This window comes from Trichocoleus sp. ST-U2, from assembly GCF_039961875.1.
Lineage (GTDB): Bacteria > Cyanobacteriota > Cyanobacteriia > Cyanobacteriales > FACHB-T130 > FACHB-T130.
Genome location: NZ_JAMPJY010000009.1, coordinates 115,518 through 133,181 on the forward strand (window position 1 = coordinate 115,518; position 17,664 = coordinate 133,181).

Consider the following 17,664-nt stretch of genomic DNA (forward strand, 5'->3'; position numbering starts at 1 on the left):
TTCTCGATGCTGACTTATCTCCAAATCGCTAAAGTCGAGTTGTCAGAAATGAGTGAATTCAATACTTGCGAGTTGCAGGAATCAATGAGTGTTTGAGCTGGCGATAAGCGATCGCGCAGTGTCAGCATCGACCGGCTTCGAGAAGAAATATCCTTGGGCGTATTCGCATTGAAGCGATCGCAGTTGAGCCAGTTGCTCTACGGTTTCCACACCCTCTGCGATCGCATTCATTCCCAGATTGTGAGCCAGCATCACGATTGTCCGGACAATCTCCAGACTCTCATTATCCCCTGCCATCTGGGTAACGAAAGATCTGTCAATTTTCAGCTTATCGATCGGAAAACGACGCAAGTAACTTAAGGATGAATAACCCGTCCCGAAGTCATCCATATACAACTGAACGCCCAGCTTTCTCAGTCGCCAAAGCATCGCTGATGCAGATTCAACATTTTCCATAATGGCGCTTTCAGTAATTTCTAGTTTTAAGCTGCTAGCATCCACGCCAGTTTCCGCGAAAATTTCAGCGATGCGTTCCACTAAATCAGGTTGAGAAAACTGTTTACCTGAAAGATTTACGCTGATACTCAAAGGGATAGAACTCGGAAATTGAGTCTGCCATTCGCGCAATTTGGTACAAGCTTCGCGCAGTACCCACCAGCCAATCCGAGTAATCAATCCGGTTTCTTCTGCAACCGGAATAAACTCTCCCGGAGAAACAAGACCGCGTTCTGGATGTTGCCAACGTAACAGGGCTTCAAAACTAACAACCTGGTTAGTTTGCAGAGATACAATCGGTTGATAGTGAAGAAGAAATTCTCCCCGTTCAGTCGCTCTTTGCAAATCAGTTTCTAACTGAAGCAGCGCCACTGCACGGGCGTGCATATTTTTATCAAAGACCTCATAACGAGCCTTCCCCAGTGCCTTCGCTCGATACATGGCGATATCGGCATCGCGCAGGAGATCCTCTGGATGCTCATAACCCCCATAGTCGGGGTAAGAAGACCCTGCCCCTACAGCAATGCCAATACTGGCGGTGGTAAATACTTCATGCCCGTTTAAATTTAACGGCAAAGTCAGTTCCTGATGGATGCGATCGGCAACATGGGTAGCATCGCCGATCCCATTGATATTTTCCAGCAGAATCGCAAACTCATCTCCACCCAGACGCGCTACCGTATCGCCGTGGCGAAGGCTTTTTTCTAGGCGTTTAGCGATCGCAATCAGCATTTGATCGCCGACAATATGCCCAAGGCTGTCGTTGACATTTTTAAATCGGTCAAGATCCAAAAACAGGACGGCAAATAAATAATTCTCGGAATGCTTTGCTCGCTCAAGCGCCCGATGCAAGCGCTCCATGAACAAAGCTCGGTTGGGCAAATCGGTAAGAACATCATAAAACGCATTGTGCAGCAGTTGCTCTTCCGCTTGTTTGCGCTCCGTAATATCCATTTGAATGCCAACAAAATGAGTCACAACGCCCTCGCTGTTGTAAATCGGCGAGACATTTAACTCATTCCAAAAATGGGTGCCATCTTTACGGAAGTTGCGTAAAACAACAGTCGCAGCTTTACCTAACCGCAGCGCTGTTCGCAGTTCCTGTAACCCCGATTGATTGGTTTCTTCTCCTTGCAGAAAACGGCAATTTCGTCCGGTGACTTCCGCCGCCGTATAACCTGTAATCCGCTCAAAAGCTGGATTCACATAGATAACAGGTAAATCGGGCAGTCTGGCGTCAACGATAACAATCCCATTACTACTAGCAGCGATCGCGCGATCGCGCAATCGGGAAGTTTCCTCGACCCGCTGGCGTTCTGTCACATCCCGAATCACCAACACCCAATTGCTCGTTCCTAAACCCGCCTTGGCGATCAACGGTTGAGCGACGACTTCAAAAACCTGGCGCTGTACTCCCTCCAGCACCACCTCATGGCAAAACTTTCCCTCGCTCGGTGGCTGTAGCAGCATCTCCAAAGACTGCTCTCCTAAAAAAGTCACAATATTGCTCGGAGTAGAACTCTGGTTTTGTAAGAGCGCCAGATACTTCCAAGCCGCCTGGTTTGCCAGAACAATCCGCTGGTTGGCATCCAGTAGCAGCACTCCCTCCGGCAAATTTTCTACCAAGCTCTCTAAATGTTGTTGTTCAGCAGCCAGCAGCGTCCGCAACCGCTGAATAGAGGCAGAAGCCTGGTTCGCCACCGTGTACAGCAATCGTACCTGCTCTTCAGTAAATGCTCCCTCCGCTTGAGCTGCCACGAATAGCAGTCCCACCACTTGGTTGCCTTCAGCATTAATAATCGGCACTTGGAAAGACGAACCCAAACTGCGAATGGGCGATCGCGTTCCATCAAATCCCTGTGGCTCTATCGTTGTAATTGGGCATTGCTCCGCCTCTAGTTGGGTATTTTTCCCCCTCATGCGGACAAAAGTTTTGAGCAGCCGCTGTTGGATTTCCTCCTGAACTTCCGGCGCGAGGGTGCAAGTCGGTTGGATGAAAACATGGCACAAGTCTTCAGTCATCAAGATGCTCGCTGAGACATCATGGGGCACGGCACGATGCAGGTGTGCCAACATCAGTCGCACCAATTCTTCGTAGTTTAAGGTGTAACCCAGTTGCCAAAAAAGCTCGTACAGCATCTCCAAAGTGCGGAAGCGCATCTGACTCGCCTCCAACTCTCGTGCCTGCTGTTCCAAAGCACTGACCAAACGCTGTCGCTCCATCACGGACTCGATATACTTCAACTCGGAGCCATCCACGGGTTGCAAGACCCGATAATCCTGAATTTCTATTGGATCTATCTTTAGGAGGAGGTCTTCCTCATCGATTTTTTTCAACATAATACGAGGCTTTTTATAATTCAGCAAAAATTTTAAGGAAAGCAGCAAAGCTACAAGCAGTTAGTCCTCAAGCAAATAAGAAACAGCATCAAGGGCGCTCTTCACTAGATGCGAAGAAAGCGATCGCCAGTCCGCAAACGTGCGGCAAATCATGGCTAGCAATAGATGCAGCCAAAAATCCCAGAAATTAGCAGACACCCTTGGCGTTGTCTTTACGAAATAACTCCCCGATCGCGGTATTTATCCTGGCAGGTACTCCCTTAGCGCTTTCCGGGAGAGCTTACCAAAGGCTTTTTATTGATTTTGGCGCTTCAACAATCTGACCACGGTCAATTTGTCTAATGATATTGTTCCCTGTTTTGTAGTATTCGTCGATACACTATGTCAAAGATGGGGGGTTCTACCCATACCAGAGGTTGATCGATTTGGTGGAGTAGGATACAGCTTTCCAGCCTTCTTTCTCGTTATCCGTAGGAAGGCTCTTTTTAGTAAAAGCAACCAGATATAAATTTAAATTTCTCCGTAAAAGCCTTCTTGGACGCTAATGCCCTTGCCTTGGCGAATCGTGTAAGGATAGGGGCGGGTGTCAGAGTGAGTCCCTCTAGATTTACGGACTTGAAGTACCCGAAAACCTTGCCCCGTCTGACCCATCTCACCCCAGTTCGGAACGTACACATCCAGAACGACATCGTAACTATTAAGCAAGCTGTAAAGAATGCTCTCATTGAGTGTTTTGGGGAGAATTGTGTCAAATAATGCCACATCCAGTTGCCGCAGCAGACGATTCTTGCGTTCGATGAAGGTGATGAACTCATCCGGAGCATATTGGACAGCAAGCGGGGTCAGAGAATCTGTAATCAACCGACAGGGTTTGGGCATTGCCCGCAGGTGACGCTCGATATCGTAGAGAAAGCGTTCCATATCAGTCAGGTCAATATATTCTTCGCTAGAGAAAGGATGAGTATCTAAAATACGCAGGTGTTGCGATCGCAAATAGGACTCGATCTCGACTCCGAACACTTCCATTTGTTGGCGTAGCAAGTAGCTAGGAGCCTCTGTGGCAATAAAAAGAGCGCTTTCCCCTCGTTGCAATCCCTCAATCGCAAACTGCTGAGCGAGCGTCGTCTTGCCGACTCCCTGTTCCCCTCGCACCAACCAAGCAGAACCGTAGAAAACTCCCTCCCGTGCGATCGCGTTTAACGGCGAGAAAGCCAGTAGGGGCGGTGTCTTCATTCCGCTAGTTTTCTGCTCAGTCGGTGCCAGATATAACACCTCAATGCCCGGATGACCGATTTCCATGCGGTGGCGACCTGGCACATGGTCAGCGGCTCGCATTTTGTAAACTTCAATGTAGCGTCTGCGCTGAAGACCATTTACGTCTGTGGAAAGGACAATCGTCCCATCCACCACGGTTTCTTCCACCCCAAAGCGAGAAAGGCGGTTCACTTCGCCTGCGGGAATATTCGAGATGAGAAAACCCACCGCACCAACCCGCTGCACCAGCGTGGACAATTGGAAAGTTTTTTCCCGCTGCACTGCCAAATCTTTCACTTTGTGCAGGAAGACAGAAAAGGAATCGATGACAAAGCGCGAAGGCTGGAAACTTGCGATTTCCTGTGCCATGTACTCTAAGTGTTCCTCGACCCGAATCTCCGTCTGGGGAATAAAAATGATCCGTAACAAGCCTTTGGCTTCCAAATCTTGAGGGTTCCAGCCGAAACCCTCTGCCATTCGGAACAAGCGATCGCGCGTTTCTTCAAAAGAAAACAGCAGTCCCTTCTCTCCCTGAAGAGCGCCATTAACTAGAAACTGCATGGCAAGCGTCGTCTTACCCGTTCCAGAAACACCGGAAAGGAGGATAGACCGCCCCTGAGGGATGCCGCCCCGAAGAATGCTATCTAGTCCAGTAATTCCTGTCGATGCCGTCTCGCTCTCCTCCTCCAAACTTGTCTCCCGACGTTTGAGCGTCAGCATTGAACCCAAAACCTGAACCCCCCCATCTGTGAGCGCAAACGGGTAAGGCACCATCTCCGTCGCTCGACCGCGCATTTTATATACCTGGAGAAAACGCTGCTGTTCCCCCTCCTGGAGTGCAATGTTCAGATAAACAATGCCATCAGCTACCGCAAACTCTGCCCCTTCGCCAATATCCGAGCGGTCATACTCCCCTAATAAAAAGGCGGTACACCGCGCACTCGCTAGACGAACGGAGAGGTCATAACAGAAACGACGAAAATCGCTCACGTCGTCAGACAAATCGCGGATGGCTTTGAAGGAATCAATCGCCAGAATTTCCGGTTGGTGTTTTTCTACCCTGGCGAGAATCTCGTCAGCTAATTCGGTCAGGGAATGCTCGCGGATAAAAGGCCCGATATCCTGAAAAAGTACCTGTTCGCCAAAAACTTCTACATCAAAGAAGCTGAAGCACTGCATATAGCGCACCACCTTCAACGTCGGCTCCGAAAGGGTTGTCAGGTAAAGAACTTTGGCAGTGCTGTGATTCCGGATGTGGTTAAAGAGCATTTGCTGCACCAGGATTGTCTTACCTGTCCCCGGTTGTCCAGCAACAATATTCAGTGAATAAACAGGGATGCCTCCGCCCATTACGGCGTCTAAGTTGGGAACACCTGTCGGCATTAGTTTAATATTGCTCATCCCTCAGCCCTTTTCCAGTTGTTGTTTTAACTGCTGCACGAGGGGTTCCACCTTCCGCAACAGGATTCCACCCGTTAAATCGATTAGTAGAGCCATTACGTTATCAGTAAAAGCCATCAGTCCGGCTCGGACGGCTGTACGCTCGAAGGCATCCAAATTGTTCTTCAGTTGCTTAAGGCAAATTCCATTGCTATCGATATTAATTTCTTGGCATAGCGGATGGTCGCGACTTGCTTCTAAGAGGGCACTCCGAAAAACAGCAACCGTCGCCGTCTCGCCAATTAAACCGACAATGCGTTCCCACAGCCGCTCTAAAAGTTCGCTAAAGATGTCTAAAGTCTCCTGTTTGCCTGCTTCTAGCATCTCTGCTTGGGCTTGACGCAGTGTTGTCTTTTGGCTATCTTCATCCGTGGATTCTGTCATCTCCAACCTTCTCACGGCTCCTGTTCGCCGACGCCAGACTCTCAAGTAGACTCCTGTTCAGTCTGCTTGAGAGTCTACAGAACCCTAGCCTGGTGGCGTTTTTGTAAAACTTACCGTGCTTGTTATTACTGGTTTCTACCATAGTCCTCACCGCTAGGGTTAATTTAACGGTGATTTCTTTATTTTATGCTCAAAATTCTATCGGAAATGGCAACTGGCGGTGGTTGTGGGGCTGGCTTTGCCTGAGTAAGGAGAGGTAGAAACCCCTCAATTTCCTACTTCTCAGGAGAATTGAGGAGCTTCTCAGTAAATCTGCTCAATTGAGATGCGCTTGATTGGTGGAATTAGATGGCTTGAATCCACTCTTTGACATCGTATTCAGTCCAGATGCCGTTTTGCCAGTAGGGGTCGGCTTCAATTAACTGGCGCACGGCGGCTTCATCTTCCGCTTCATAGATGCCGAAGACTTTCGTGATGTCCTTCGTCGGGCCAATCGTCATCAGAATACCCGCTTCTTTTTGGGCAGCAAGACCGTCTAGATGCGCTTGCCGATAAGGCGATCGCTTTTCTAAAACATCTTCGCAATAGCTTCCCCACATTACGTACTTAGGCATGGTTAATAGCAGTAAAGTTTTGAGTTTTGAGTTTTGAGGGTTAAATCAACATTCAACCCTCAAAACTTTATTTAACTTCTCAGATTAACGCCGAATTTTTCGACGAGCGCGTCGCGGACTTTTTGATGCACTGGCTCGACATCTTCATCGGTAAGCGTGCGATCGCTAGCTCGATAAACTAAGCGAAACGCTAAGCTGCGCTGTCCTTCCGGGACATTTTTCCCTTGATATTCATCAAACAACTCGACCGATTCTAGTAGGGATGTCCCCTTGTGTTTGTCTGCAATGGCAGCTTTCGCGATCGCTCGTTTCAAGTCTGAGACAGAAACTTGAATCGAAGCGAACAAAGCCAAATCCCGGCTGGATGCTGGGAAGGTGGAGTAAGGCTTGAAAAGAGGCGTCCGGTTTTCCTCTGCATCCAGGTAATCCAAAACTACATCCAAATCCAGCTCGAAGACGTAGACTTCATCCGGCAAGTCCCGTTCTTGCCGGAGTTGGGGATGGAGTTGCCCAAACGTTCCTAATCGGTTTCCCTGCACCCACAAAGAAGCCGTGCGTCCCGGATGCAGGCGTGGGTCGCGGCGGTCTGGCTGATATTCGACTGGCAGGCTGAGTTGCTCAAATACGCTTTGCAACGCTCCTTTCGCTTCAAACCAAGTCATGGGTTGTGGCTTGCCTCCTCGCGTCCAATTGCCTTGAGTCAAGGAGTCACCGCCTAAAATTCCAGCAACGGAATCAGCTTCGATAAGTCCGTCCTCTTCCCGCCAGAAGATCCGACCCATCTCAAACCCATTCAACGGGCCATTGCCTTGTTCTAAGTTGTACTGGAAGGCGTCAATCAAAGCGGAGATTAGCTCAGTTCGCAGAGACGAATATTCTGCAAACATGGGATTTGCGATCGCGACTTCTGTATCGTTCTTAGTTTTCGCGACTGAGTAAGAGTAGTGCATAACTTCTGTCAATCCGGCTGCGCGGAAAGCTTCCCGCATCTGACGCATCAGCATCTGATCGACCGAAAGATACCCCGGTTCAGTCTTGTCGGGTAGGGTATCGCAGAATTTGTTATAGCCGTAGAGGCGAGCTACTTCTTCAATGAGATCGATTTCTCGCTCCAAGTCTCGGTAGCGATAAGGCGGTACTTTCACCGTCCACTTCAGGGATTCCGAAGGCTGAAGCTTAGAATCTTCTCGATCCGTCCGCATTCCACCTTCATCCTGCTTCGTCACTGGCTGTAGCTGACACCCTAGTGCCGTTAGGATGCGCTCAACATCTTCAGCGTGAACTTCCCCTGTAGTTTCAGTGTCTCCCATCTCTACTGGGCCTAAAACGTGATTTACCCGGTCTAGACGCAGTTCAATCGAACGACTCCAAGTTGAGGGGTTGGGTCTGGTGTCGGCAATTTCTTGTGCTACGGGAGTGCCCCCTGCAAACTCCGAGAGCAGCGCGATCGCTCGTTGACAAGCAATTCCCAATTCTGCCTGATTGACGCCCCGCTCGTAGCGCCCAGAGGCTTCTGTCCTTAAGTTTTGACTGCGTGCCGACCGGCGGATTGCCACCGGGTCAAACAAAGCGGCTTCTAAAATTAAATTTTCAGTCCCCTCATAGACTTCTGTTTCTTCACCGCCCATGACTCCCGCCAGCGCTACTGGTTGGTCGTTGGCAGTAATCAGCAGATTTTGCGGTTGCAAGGTACGGGTTTGACCGTCCAGGGTTTTGAGGGATTCCCCTGTATTAGCAAAGCGTACCCCGATCTGGAGCGGTGAAGTTCCCCCACCACCACTTGCCACGGATTGCAAGCGATCGCGGTCAAAGGCGTGGAGCGGCTGACCCCATTCCAGCAAAATATAGTTGGTAATATCTACCACGTTATTGATGGGTCGGACTCCAGCGGCTTGTAATCGCCCCTGCAACCATGTCGGAGAAGGTGCAATTTTGACTTTTTCGATGACCGTCCCGATGTAAGCCGGACATGCTTGACCCGAAGCAATTCGCAACTTCAGACCGCCATCCCCTTTCGGAATTGACACTTCTGGGGCTTGTGGAAGTCGCAGGGCGGCACCCGTCAGCGCCGAGACTTCCCGTGCAACGCCAACCATACTCAAAGCATCAGCACGATTTGCCGTTGATGTCAAGTCCAAAATCACATCATCTAATCCCAGGAGCGATCGCACATCGCTACCCAGTTGAAGATTTTCCTGCCCGAAGATATGAATTCCTGCGGACTCTTTTGCCAAACCTAATTCCGCTAAAGAGCAAATCATCCCCTCGGAAGGAACCCCCCGGAGTTTAGCCGGTTTAATTTTCAGGTTAACAGCAGGCAAATAAGTCCCGATGGTGGCGATAGGCACATAAATATCTGCTCTGGCATTGGATGCCCCACAGACAATATTCAAGGGAGACGTTGCCCCCACATCGACCGTACACACCCTGAGTTTATCTGCATTCGGATGGGGTTGAATCTCTAGAACTTTCCCGACCACCACCCCATCCGCCCAAGTGCGGCGGTCTTCAATATCTTCTACTTCAAACCCAGCCATTGTTAGCGTGTGCGCCAACTCCACCGGAGTCATCGTCAAGTCAACCAATTCTTGTAGCCAGTTCAGAGAAATACGCATTTACGCTTAAGCTTTTACTTACCTCAGCCCGATCATTTTACCGTTTTGTACAGCTGAAGCATTCCGGCGACGATTGGGGAAAGCCTAAGATAGTAATGCCCGCAGACGCAGCCTTCTAGGAGGGCCTTCGGGGAGGGTGAGTGCGATCGCTTCTCCAGGTGAGCGTGTTGCTTAGCACCATCCCCCTCAGCTTCTTTGTTCCTTTGTTCTGCCAAAATTTTGCCCTCACTTCCAGATGGCATGAGTGTTTTAGGGGTAACACCAATCACATCTAGCGCTTCCGGATGTGCTATCAAAGATATGGAAACAATTTTTGTGCTTAATCCCGATCCGCTTCTTCTGTTCGCTAGTTGTTTGATTACAATTTAATACCGTCTCTAACTGCAATGTTTGAGAAAAATCTTGGCAGTTGCAGGAGTACATCGTTTTTCAATTCTTTAAGCAAAGATTAATCGTCTTTAGCAACTCTTTAAAGAATTGTCCGTAAATGTACCATGCTTATTGTTTATTAATGCCTCGATAATTTAAGTTAGGGTAGCAATATCCGGTTTCAGCATCCCGGTGAGTCTGAATGAGCTACTGCCTCAATCCCGCCTGTCCAAATCCGCAAAACCACGACCACGCCGAAGTTTGTCGGTCCTGTGGCTCAGAACTCCTATTACGAAAGCGCTATCGAGTCAGTCAAGCGCTGGGGCAAGGAGGTTTTGGAGCGACCTTTTTAGCTGAGGATGAGTCTTTGCCTGGGGAGCCAAGTTGCGTAATCAAGCAACTAAGACCAGCAACGACTGTAGCCCACGTTTTACAAATGGCACGCGAGCTATTTGAACGAGAAGCCAGAACCTTGGGGAAAATCGGCAATCATCCCCAAGTGCCACGGCTGCTGGATTACTTTGAAGACAACCAGCAGTTTTACTTAGTGCAGGAGTATATCAGCGGCTTGACGCTACAGCAGGAGGTTAAAGGATCGGGACCTCTAAGCGAAGCTGGTGTCAAGCAATTCTTAAGCGAGATTTTGCCTGTCCTGCACTACATCCACAGCCAGCAGGTGATTCACCGGGACATTAAACCCGCCAACTTGATTCGCCGCGAACAAGACCGCAAACTGGTTCTGATTGACTTTGGAGCAGTGAAAAACCAAGTCAGTCCGACAACGGCAAACAGTAGCTCTGAGCAAACCGCTTTGACGGCTTACGCAATTGGGACACCCGGATTTGCCCCGCCCGAACAGATGGCAATGCGCCCGGTTTATGCTAGCGACCTGTATGCATTGGGGGTCACTTGCGTTTATCTGCTGACTGGAAAATCGCCAAAAGACTTAGATTACAATCCGTCAACGGGCGAAATGCTCTGGCGAAAGCAACTTCAGATCAGCGATCATTTTGCCGATGTTCTCAAGAAATTGCTAGAGGTTTCGGTTCGTCATCGCTATCAGTCTGCTGAGGAAGTGTTGAGAGCGCTCGACCTGGAACCGTATCTCGACAGCTTGGAGCAAGGCTTAACGACTAAACCCAATAGCTCCCAGCGACAACCACAAACAGGCAATCGCTACACCAACTCTGGGGACTTAAGCAGTCCAACGCTTTCCTCAGCCCCTTCGACTGGCACTTCCGCCTCAGAACGTCTGGCGATGGCAATTCGAGCACGTCGAGAAAAGTTAGGCATGACCGGACCGCAAACCGGGGGAAGTATGTATAAACCAAGTCCTGCTACCGGCTCTGGTTATCCGCCGACGATGCTCAAAAATAGCGGTTCTAACGGCAATGCTAAGTCAAAACTTCCTGCCAAGTTGGATGCTGTTGGCGTGTTAACTGCCTACACTAAAGGTAGACGAGACTTTGCCTCTCAAGATTTAAGCGCGCTGAACCTGCAACGGGTTAACCTATCAGGAGGCATTTTTCATCAGGCTAAGTTAGCTAAAACCAACCTTCAGGGCGCTGACTTGTCAAGTGCTGATTTTGGCAGGGCGAATTTAGTTGGGGCAATTCTGAAGGAGGCAAATTTGGGCAGGGCTTACTTCAGCACGGCAAATTTGGAAGGAGCTGACCTACGCGGTGCAGATTTGAGCTTTGCCTATCTCAATCATGCGAATCTCCGAGGTGCAAATTTGTGTGGCGCTAATCTCACGGGGGCAAAAGTTAGCGAGGAACAGCTATCGCAGGCAAAAACGAATTGGGCAACCGTTTTACCCACTGGCAAAAGAGGTTTTTGGTAATTGGAAGGAACTAAGCGCAATAAGTTTTGAGTACGAAGAGAGTTCTGTAATTCAAAACTCAAAACTTTAAAGTTTTTACCAATGACTCTTTGGGTTAACCAATTGGTAAAACTTGCACCGGATCTCCAGATGCAATGAAGGTTTGACCTGCGGGTAAAACAGCCAGACCATTAGTTTGAGCAAGATTAATTAAATTACCGGAACTGTGACTACCGCCAGCCAAATGAAATTCATAAGCACCGTTTGCTAAATTCATGTTGCCCCAGAGGTAGCTTTCTCGTTTGCCGTCTGAACGCAAATCGTGATGCGATCGCGCTTGTACAAACTTTGGCTCCCAGCCATCAGCTAGACCAGCAAGTTTTCTCACGGCTGGCTGCACAAATCGCCAAAAACTCACCAAGGAAGAAACTGGATTTCCCGGTAGACCGAAGTATAAAACAGGACGCTGGGCGTTGGGAAATCTGGCGACGGTTAAAGGTTTACCGGGTTTAACCGCAACAGCACGGATATGAATCTCAGCACCGAGTTGGGCAAGAATTTCATCCACATAATCGTAGTCGCCTACGGAAACGCCGCCGGAAGAAATGACCACGTCAGCGGTAGCGACAGCTTGCGCGATCGCTTTCTTGAGCGCCTCTGGTTCATCCCTGACAATCCCCAGCATCTGAGGTTCTGCGCCCGTCTGTGCCACTAATGCAGCGAGGGCGTATTGATTGGAGTCCACGATCTGACCGGGCTTCAGGGGTCGATCCGGTGTCACCAATTCGTCGCCAGTGGACAGAATCGCCACGCGAGGGCGTCGGTAAACGGGCAATTGAGTACACTGAGCCGCTGCCAAAATAGCGATTTCAGGAGCATTGAGAACAATTCCCCCTGGCAAAAGGGGAGTTCCCGCCTGGTAAAAAGCTGCCCGGTGACGCACAAAGGCTCCTAATTCTGCTGGCGCAGCGAAGATAAACACTTGCTTTTCCTCCCGCCGCGTTACTTCCTGCATCACTACAGTATCAGCGCCCTCTGGCATCACCGCACCTGTCAAAATGCGGGCGGTTTGCCCAGTTTGGAGCGATCGCTGCGGTTGATATCCGGCTGGAATCTCTTCTACAATTTCCAGCACCACTGGCTGTTCGGCGCTAGCTCCCTGCACATCGGCAAATTGCACCGCATACCCATCCATTGCTGAATTCGTCCAGTGGGGAAAATCCAACTCGCTCGTCACCGCAGCCGCTAGAATCCGACCATTGGCACGAGAGAGGTCTACAACCTCAGCATCCATCTGGTTATCTAGAGGTGGCACTAAATCGAAAATGATTGCCTCTGCTTCTTTAACCAACAACATCGCCATCAATCCAGCCTCTTCTCAAGAATTGTCTAAAAAATTGTCAGTTAGTAGAGACGCTGATTCATCGCATCTACAGGTTAGTTGCATTGCCTAGCGGCTCTTTTAACCAAGATATCGGTGAGTCGCTTTTGTCTATCCAATGAAACCCGCCGATGCCAGTTAGTTGGTGGGCACTGTTTGGAGAGCCGTACCCCTAGAGTCGTCGCTATCAACACATTCACGGACAACAGACAAAAAGCGGTTAGGTGAAAGCTTAATATGGAAATAGACCGTCGGAAAAGCTATTTTTCATGCGTAACGAACTGACCAACCGCCGATTACCTAAGGTGCCAATTGAGCGACGGTGTATTGCTTTTGCGATTGATTTTCTAATTATTTGGCTCTTTAGCTTGCCCTTTGGGGCAAATACTCCGGGTATCCCGATTGCACAAATCTTGGTTTTCATTATCGCATGGCTAGCTGGGCGAGTGCTTCTGGTTGCACGAAATCAGGGACAGAGTGTGGGACGCTGGGCTTTGGATATGAAAGTCGTCGATCCCAAATACCGCAAAACTCCTGGGCTTTTTGAGTTATGCAAGCGCGAAGGGATTCTGGGATTCGCTGCTGTTTTGGCGATGGTGGGACTGACCATTGGGGTGTCGAACGGGATCTCTTTGCTGCTGCTGATCAGCCCTCTAGCAGTGGATTGTGGAGTGGCTTTTGCAGATGCTGAGTGGCAACAAGCTTTTCACGATCGCGTTGGGCGAACTTGTATCGTGCAGACGCGCCGAGGTTATTCTTTAGATATCCGCGTCAAAAAATTACTTGCTCAAGTGACTCGTCGTATGAAATAATATTGGTTTGTGTTTAATTTTGTCCTCTTGAATTTTGTAGAAATAGCATTATGGCAAGTAAGAAGGGGGCGCGCCTGATTGTGACGTTGGAATGCACCGACTGTCGCACCAACATCGCCAAGCGATCGCCGGGTGTTTCCCGATACACAACCACCAAGAACCGCCGGAACACGACGGCGCGGATTGAACTGAAAAAGTTTTGCACCCACTGCAACCAACATACCGTCCACAAAGAAATTAAGTAATCATCAGTCCTGAGTCATTAGTTTTTGATTAATGACCAATGACTGCTGAGTGCTGAGTGCTGACAATTAACAACGAATCACCAACGATGACTTACTTCCGTCGCCGCCTTTCCCCAATTAAACCTGACGAACCCATCGACTACAAAGATGTCGATTTGTTGCGGAAATTTATTACAGAGCGGGGTAAAATACTGCCTCGCCGAATTACAGGTTTAACAGCAAAGCAACAACGAGATTTAACCGTAGCAATTAAGCGGGCACGGCTTTTGGCTCTGTTACCCTTTATTAACCCTGAAGGTTAACTCAATTTTGGATTGGGGATGGGTGGATTTTGGACTTAGATCGAAAATCTACAATTTACAATCGCCACGCCGCTAAACTGGTAGATAGATGGGCTGTCCAATGAATGCTACTGCGTAAGCCAAAAACTTGTGGAGAAAGGAACGTTAATTGAGTTTCGGCTGCATGGAGAGCGGCGTCTTGCTGTTGCAGAACGTCAAGAAGGCAAAACGCACTGGATTGTGGTAGACGAGAAAGGTCAATCCCACACCATCCATCCCCGACAAATGACCTATAAGATTGCAGGTGAAAGCTATAAACCTGCACAAATTTCCAGCTTCCTCCAAGAGGTACAGTGCTATCTGGACCCAACTGGCTTGGAGGTAGCATGGGAATTATTGGTAGAGGATGGAACGAGCGTTACAGATGTGGAAATGGCGTCAGTGCTGTTTTCTGACAAAAGTGCCCCCCTATGTTACGCAGCGTACTATTTGCTATCTGAAGATAGACTTTATTTCAAGCAAAAAGGCGATCGCTACGAGCCGCGTCCTGCTACTCAGGTAGCAGAACTAAAACATCAGATAGAAGTCGAAAAAGAACGGCTCTTGCGGCGGCAAGAATTTGTAGAGCGCGTGCAAAAGGCGCTCTCTGGCGAACAGGTAGAGTGGGAACGCCGCGAACGTCAACGCCTGGAAGCCATTGAAAAATATGCGGCTCTGTTGACAGATGTCGTTCGTGCTGGACTCAATCAAGAATCTCTGAATCGCGCCTATCCCCCTCCAGCACCTGTTTTGGAAACAATGAGCGAGCTTGGACGCCCTGGAACTCCCCAAGCTGCGTTTCAACTGCTGGTGGATTTGGGATTGTGGAGTCCTCACGAAAATCTATATCTGCGGCGCAGTCAGATCCCCGTTCACTTTCCAGACAAGGTGATAGAAGTGGCTAAGCAGTATGCTGAGTTCGCGCCGAACGATTCGGATGAGCACCGATTAGATCTGACTCATTTGAAGGTGTACACGATTGATGATGAAAGTACAAAGGAAATAGACGATGGATTGAGTATGGAAACCCTCGCCGATGGGCGTCAGCGGCTTTGGATACACATTGCCGACCCCTCGCGCTTGGTTTCCCCAGGAGATGAATTAGACTTAGAAGCTAGACGGCGTACCACAACGTTGTATTTACCGACGGGGATGATTCCGATGTTCCCGCCGAGTTTGGCAACTGGGCCGATGAGCTTAGTGCAAGGAAAAATTTGTTGGGCGCTGAGCTTTGGCGTGCTTTTGGATGAAAAAGGTGCCGTAGAGGACTATTGCATCAGTGCCAGCTTAATTAAGCCGACCTATCGCCTGACTTACGACGATGTGGATGAGATGCTGCAACTGGGTATCCAGGCAGAACCAGAGATAACAGCGATCGCTTCTTGGGCGAAACGTCGCCAATCATGGCGGCAGTCCCAAGGCTCGATTAACATCCATATGCCAGAGGCGATGATTAAAGTAAATGGTGACGAAATCATCATTGAAATTTTGGAAGACTCACCCGCACGCCAATTGGTGGCAGAGATGATGATTCTCACGGGTGAAGTGGCTGCCCATTACGGCAAAACTCACAATATTCCTCTGCCCTTTCGCAGTCAACCCCAACCCGAACTTCCCTCAGAAGAGGAACTATTGCAGCTGCCCGCAGGACCTGTGAGATTTTGTGCAATGCGGGGATGTATGCCCCGTAGCGAAATGAGCATCACGCCGGGACGACACGCCGGTTTGGGGCTAGAAACCTACGCTCAGGTAACATCTCCAATCCGCCGCTACAGCGACTTGCTGGCGCATTTCCAAATCAAGGCGCACCTACGCGGCGAACCCACGCCATTCTCAGCGCAAGAGTTACAAGAAGTTATGCTGGGTATCGGCACCGCCTCCCAAGAAGCAAGGTTAGTGGAACGCCAGACAAATCGTTATTGGGGGTTAGAGTACCTGCGGCGTCATGGCGATCAGGTTTGGCAAGCGCTGATGCTGCGATGGTTGCGAGAAGATGACCGATTAGGATTAATTTTGTTAGAAGATTTGGGATTAGAGTTGGCGATGCGGTTCACCCACTCAGTGGCACTTGGCGATCGCTTAGAAGTCCGAGTCAGCCATGCCGACCCCCGGCAAGATGTCATTCAGTTCCGCCAGCTTATCGATCAGGAAGCTCAGCCAGCTGGCACGTAAAAAAATAGTGCAAAGGATTGATTCGACAGGACTGAGTGAGAAAATAGTGCTGAGGACTACCTCAAGAGGAAGAAACAGAAAATAGATTTCACGTTTCCCCTGATGTTTATTTTTTACCTCAACGATCGGTCTTCAGCTTTCAGTCCTCAGTCCTTTCCAGCGGGGCGAGAAAAGACAAGCTATGAATAACATTCGCAAAACTATCGCCATTGTCGGAATCACCACAGTAATTGGTGGAATTCCCACTGCTGTCTACGCTCAGTTGCTGCCCAGCCAGTTACTGAGTGCTGCTGATAATAATAAGGCAACGATGAGCGCGGTTGATTTATACAACCGGGGCGTTGATAAACTAGACGCCGGTGATTATGAGGGGGCGATCGCAGACTTTGACGAAGCGATCCGTCTTGCTCCCCAGGATGCAGAGTCTTATTACAACCGGGGGTATGCCCGTCACATCCTCGGAGCTTACCAGCAAGCAATCGCAGATTACACTGAGGCGATTCGGATTAATCCTGAGTACGGAAATGCTTACGGCAACCGGGGATATTCCTACTATCTTCTCGAAAACTATCAACAAGCGATCGCTGATTCTACGGAGGCGATCCGACTCAATCCCAAAGATGCAAGTGTCTATATTAACCGAGGCAATGCTCGCGACGATCTAGGAGAAACTCAAGCCGCAATTGCCGATTTTAACCAAGCTTTACAAATCGACCCCAAGAATGCCAGAGCTTATTACAATCGGGGTTTAGCTTACAACCGGCTAGGACAACATGCCAAAGCGCTTGACGATTATACTCAGACGGTAAATTTAGATTCTAAATTTGCTGAAGCCTATTACAACCGCGCAATCACCTACTTACGATTGAATAATCGTCAAGCCGCAGTTGCAGATTTTAAGAAATCCGCAGACCTTTTCAAGTCCCAAGGAAGAACAGAAAGTTACCAAGACGCCCTAGAAGCGACAAAAAACCTTCAACGGTAAACCTACGTTCAATTCAAAGTAGAAGGCAAAAGACAAAAAAACGAAATTCTGTTTCTTTTTACGTTTAACTTTTTACTTTTGCCTTATTTCACCCGTTTCTGAAAAGTATCAGGTGGGTGCTTAGCCTACATTGGATGCCGAAATAGCAACAAATATTAAGCTGGTAAGCAAAGCGATCGCGCCAATTCCCATGAAGAGATAGTTACGCTTTTGATCCTGGGTTGGCGGTTCTGCTTTGTAAACTTTTGGTTCTACTGCAAAATTGTTCAAACGTCCGCCGTCTTCGGTTGTATATCGCATGAATGATATCCTTATCTAGGATTTATTTTGTAAATAATTGTAACAAAGAATCGGGTCAATGTACTCTATCTTTTGCATGAATTATTTACACTACTTCCGCCAGAGGAGAGAATCTT

14 protein-coding genes are annotated in these 17,664 nt (G+C 49.0%); 6 read left to right on the forward strand and 8 right to left on the reverse strand.

The genetic code is table 11. The annotated features are described in order from the left end of the window. Positions 1–81: 81 nt before the first annotated feature. The 6 genes from NC996_RS08615 to NC996_RS08640 form a co-directional block, all read right to left on the reverse strand. A complete protein-coding gene (locus tag NC996_RS08615) occupies positions 82–2,835 on the reverse strand; it encodes a bifunctional diguanylate cyclase/phosphodiesterase (protein WP_190687984.1) in 2,754 nt (917 codons plus the stop codon). A 510-nt stretch (positions 2,836–3,345) separates the two neighbouring features. Continuing rightward, entirely contained in the window at positions 3,346–5,490 is a 2,145-nt protein-coding gene (locus NC996_RS08620) for an ATPase domain-containing protein (RefSeq protein ID WP_190687987.1), read from the reverse strand. Between the two features lie 3 nt (positions 5,491–5,493). Further along, a complete protein-coding gene (locus NC996_RS08625) occupies positions 5,494–5,913 on the reverse strand; it encodes a hypothetical protein (RefSeq protein ID WP_190436898.1) in 420 nt (139 codons plus the stop codon). Between the two features lie 344 nt (positions 5,914–6,257). Further along, a complete protein-coding gene (locus NC996_RS08630; protein ID WP_190412575.1) occupies positions 6,258–6,527 on the reverse strand; it encodes a YciI family protein in 270 nt (89 codons plus the stop codon). A gap of 71 nt (positions 6,528–6,598) precedes the next feature. Next, a complete protein-coding gene (gene pheT / locus NC996_RS08635; RefSeq protein ID WP_190687990.1) occupies positions 6,599–9,142 on the reverse strand; it encodes a phenylalanine--tRNA ligase subunit beta in 2,544 nt (847 codons plus the stop codon). Positions 9,143–9,174: 32 nt separating this feature from the next. Continuing rightward, positions 9,175–9,438 carry a hypothetical protein gene (locus tag NC996_RS08640; protein WP_190436892.1) on the reverse strand — a complete coding sequence of 88 codons (264 nt, stop codon included), beginning with the start codon at positions 9,436–9,438 and terminating at the stop codon, positions 9,175–9,177. Positions 9,439–9,713: 275 nt separating this feature from the next. Between NC996_RS08640 and NC996_RS08645 the strand changes: the two genes are divergently transcribed. Then, a complete protein-coding gene (locus NC996_RS08645) occupies positions 9,714–11,354 on the forward strand; it encodes a serine/threonine-protein kinase (RefSeq protein WP_190412572.1) in 1,641 nt (546 codons plus the stop codon). Positions 11,355–11,448: 94 nt separating this feature from the next. Here NC996_RS08645 and glp read toward each other — a convergent pair whose 3' ends face one another. Next, a complete protein-coding gene (gene glp, locus NC996_RS08650; protein ID WP_190688115.1) occupies positions 11,449–12,690 on the reverse strand; it encodes a gephyrin-like molybdotransferase Glp in 1,242 nt (413 codons plus the stop codon). Between the two features lie 293 nt (positions 12,691–12,983). Between glp and NC996_RS08655 the strand changes: the two genes are divergently transcribed. The 5 genes from NC996_RS08655 (at position 12,984) to NC996_RS08675 (ending at position 17,248) form a co-directional block, all read left to right on the forward strand. Further along, positions 12,984–13,526 (forward strand): RDD family protein, encoded by a 543-nt coding sequence (locus NC996_RS08655; protein WP_190687992.1) that lies wholly within the window; start codon positions 12,984–12,986, stop codon positions 13,524–13,526. Positions 13,527–13,576: 50 nt separating this feature from the next. After that, positions 13,577–13,771: a 50S ribosomal protein L33 gene (gene rpmG / locus NC996_RS08660; RefSeq protein WP_190412570.1), complete on the forward strand. Its 195-nt coding sequence runs from the start codon at positions 13,577–13,579 to the stop codon at positions 13,769–13,771. 86 nt (positions 13,772–13,857) lie between these two features. Next, on the forward strand, positions 13,858–14,073 hold the full coding sequence (rpsR, locus tag NC996_RS08665) for a 30S ribosomal protein S18 (protein ID WP_190412875.1): 216 nt from the start codon (positions 13,858–13,860) through the stop codon (positions 14,071–14,073). A gap of 129 nt (positions 14,074–14,202) precedes the next feature. Beyond that, positions 14,203–16,263: an RNB domain-containing ribonuclease gene (locus tag NC996_RS08670; RefSeq protein ID WP_190687995.1), complete on the forward strand. Its 2,061-nt coding sequence runs from the start codon at positions 14,203–14,205 to the stop codon at positions 16,261–16,263. Positions 16,264–16,444: 181 nt separating this feature from the next. Continuing rightward, entirely contained in the window at positions 16,445–17,248 is an 804-nt protein-coding gene (locus NC996_RS08675) for a tetratricopeptide repeat protein (RefSeq protein ID WP_190687997.1), read from the forward strand. Between the two features lie 120 nt (positions 17,249–17,368). Here the strand turns inward: NC996_RS08675 and NC996_RS08680 are convergent, their stop codons facing one another. Then, on the reverse strand, positions 17,369–17,548 hold the full coding sequence (locus NC996_RS08680; protein WP_190688000.1) for a ssl1498 family light-harvesting-like protein: 180 nt from the start codon (positions 17,546–17,548) through the stop codon (positions 17,369–17,371). Between the last annotated feature and the right edge of the window lie 116 nt (positions 17,549–17,664).

Coding starts and splice junctions, on each gene's coding strand:
- rpsR (WP_190412875.1), top strand. CDS start 13,858: ATGACTTACTTCCGTCGCCGCCTTTCCCCAATTAAACCTGACGAACCC.
- NC996_RS08680 (WP_190688000.1), bottom strand. CDS start 17,548: ATGCGATATACAACCGAAGACGGCGGACGTTTGAACAATTTTGCAGTA.
- NC996_RS08675 (WP_190687997.1), top strand. CDS start 16,445: ATGAATAACATTCGCAAAACTATCGCCATTGTCGGAATCACCACAGTA.
- NC996_RS08625 (WP_190436898.1), bottom strand. CDS start 5,913: ATGACAGAATCCACGGATGAAGATAGCCAAAAGACAACACTGCGTCAA.
- NC996_RS08620 (WP_190687987.1), bottom strand. CDS start 5,490: ATGAGCAATATTAAACTAATGCCGACAGGTGTTCCCAACTTAGACGCC.
- NC996_RS08655 (WP_190687992.1), top strand. CDS start 12,984: ATGCGTAACGAACTGACCAACCGCCGATTACCTAAGGTGCCAATTGAG.
- pheT (WP_190687990.1), bottom strand. CDS start 9,142: ATGCGTATTTCTCTGAACTGGCTACAAGAATTGGTTGACTTGACGATG.
- NC996_RS08630 (WP_190412575.1), bottom strand. CDS start 6,527: ATGCCTAAGTACGTAATGTGGGGAAGCTATTGCGAAGATGTTTTAGAA.
- NC996_RS08615 (WP_190687984.1), bottom strand. CDS start 2,835: ATGTTGAAAAAAATCGATGAGGAAGACCTCCTCCTAAAGATAGATCCA.
- glp (WP_190688115.1), bottom strand. CDS start 12,690: ATGTTGTTGGTTAAAGAAGCAGAGGCAATCATTTTCGATTTAGTGCCA.
- rpmG (WP_190412570.1), top strand. CDS start 13,577: ATGGCAAGTAAGAAGGGGGCGCGCCTGATTGTGACGTTGGAATGCACC.
- NC996_RS08645 (WP_190412572.1), top strand. CDS start 9,714: ATGAGCTACTGCCTCAATCCCGCCTGTCCAAATCCGCAAAACCACGAC.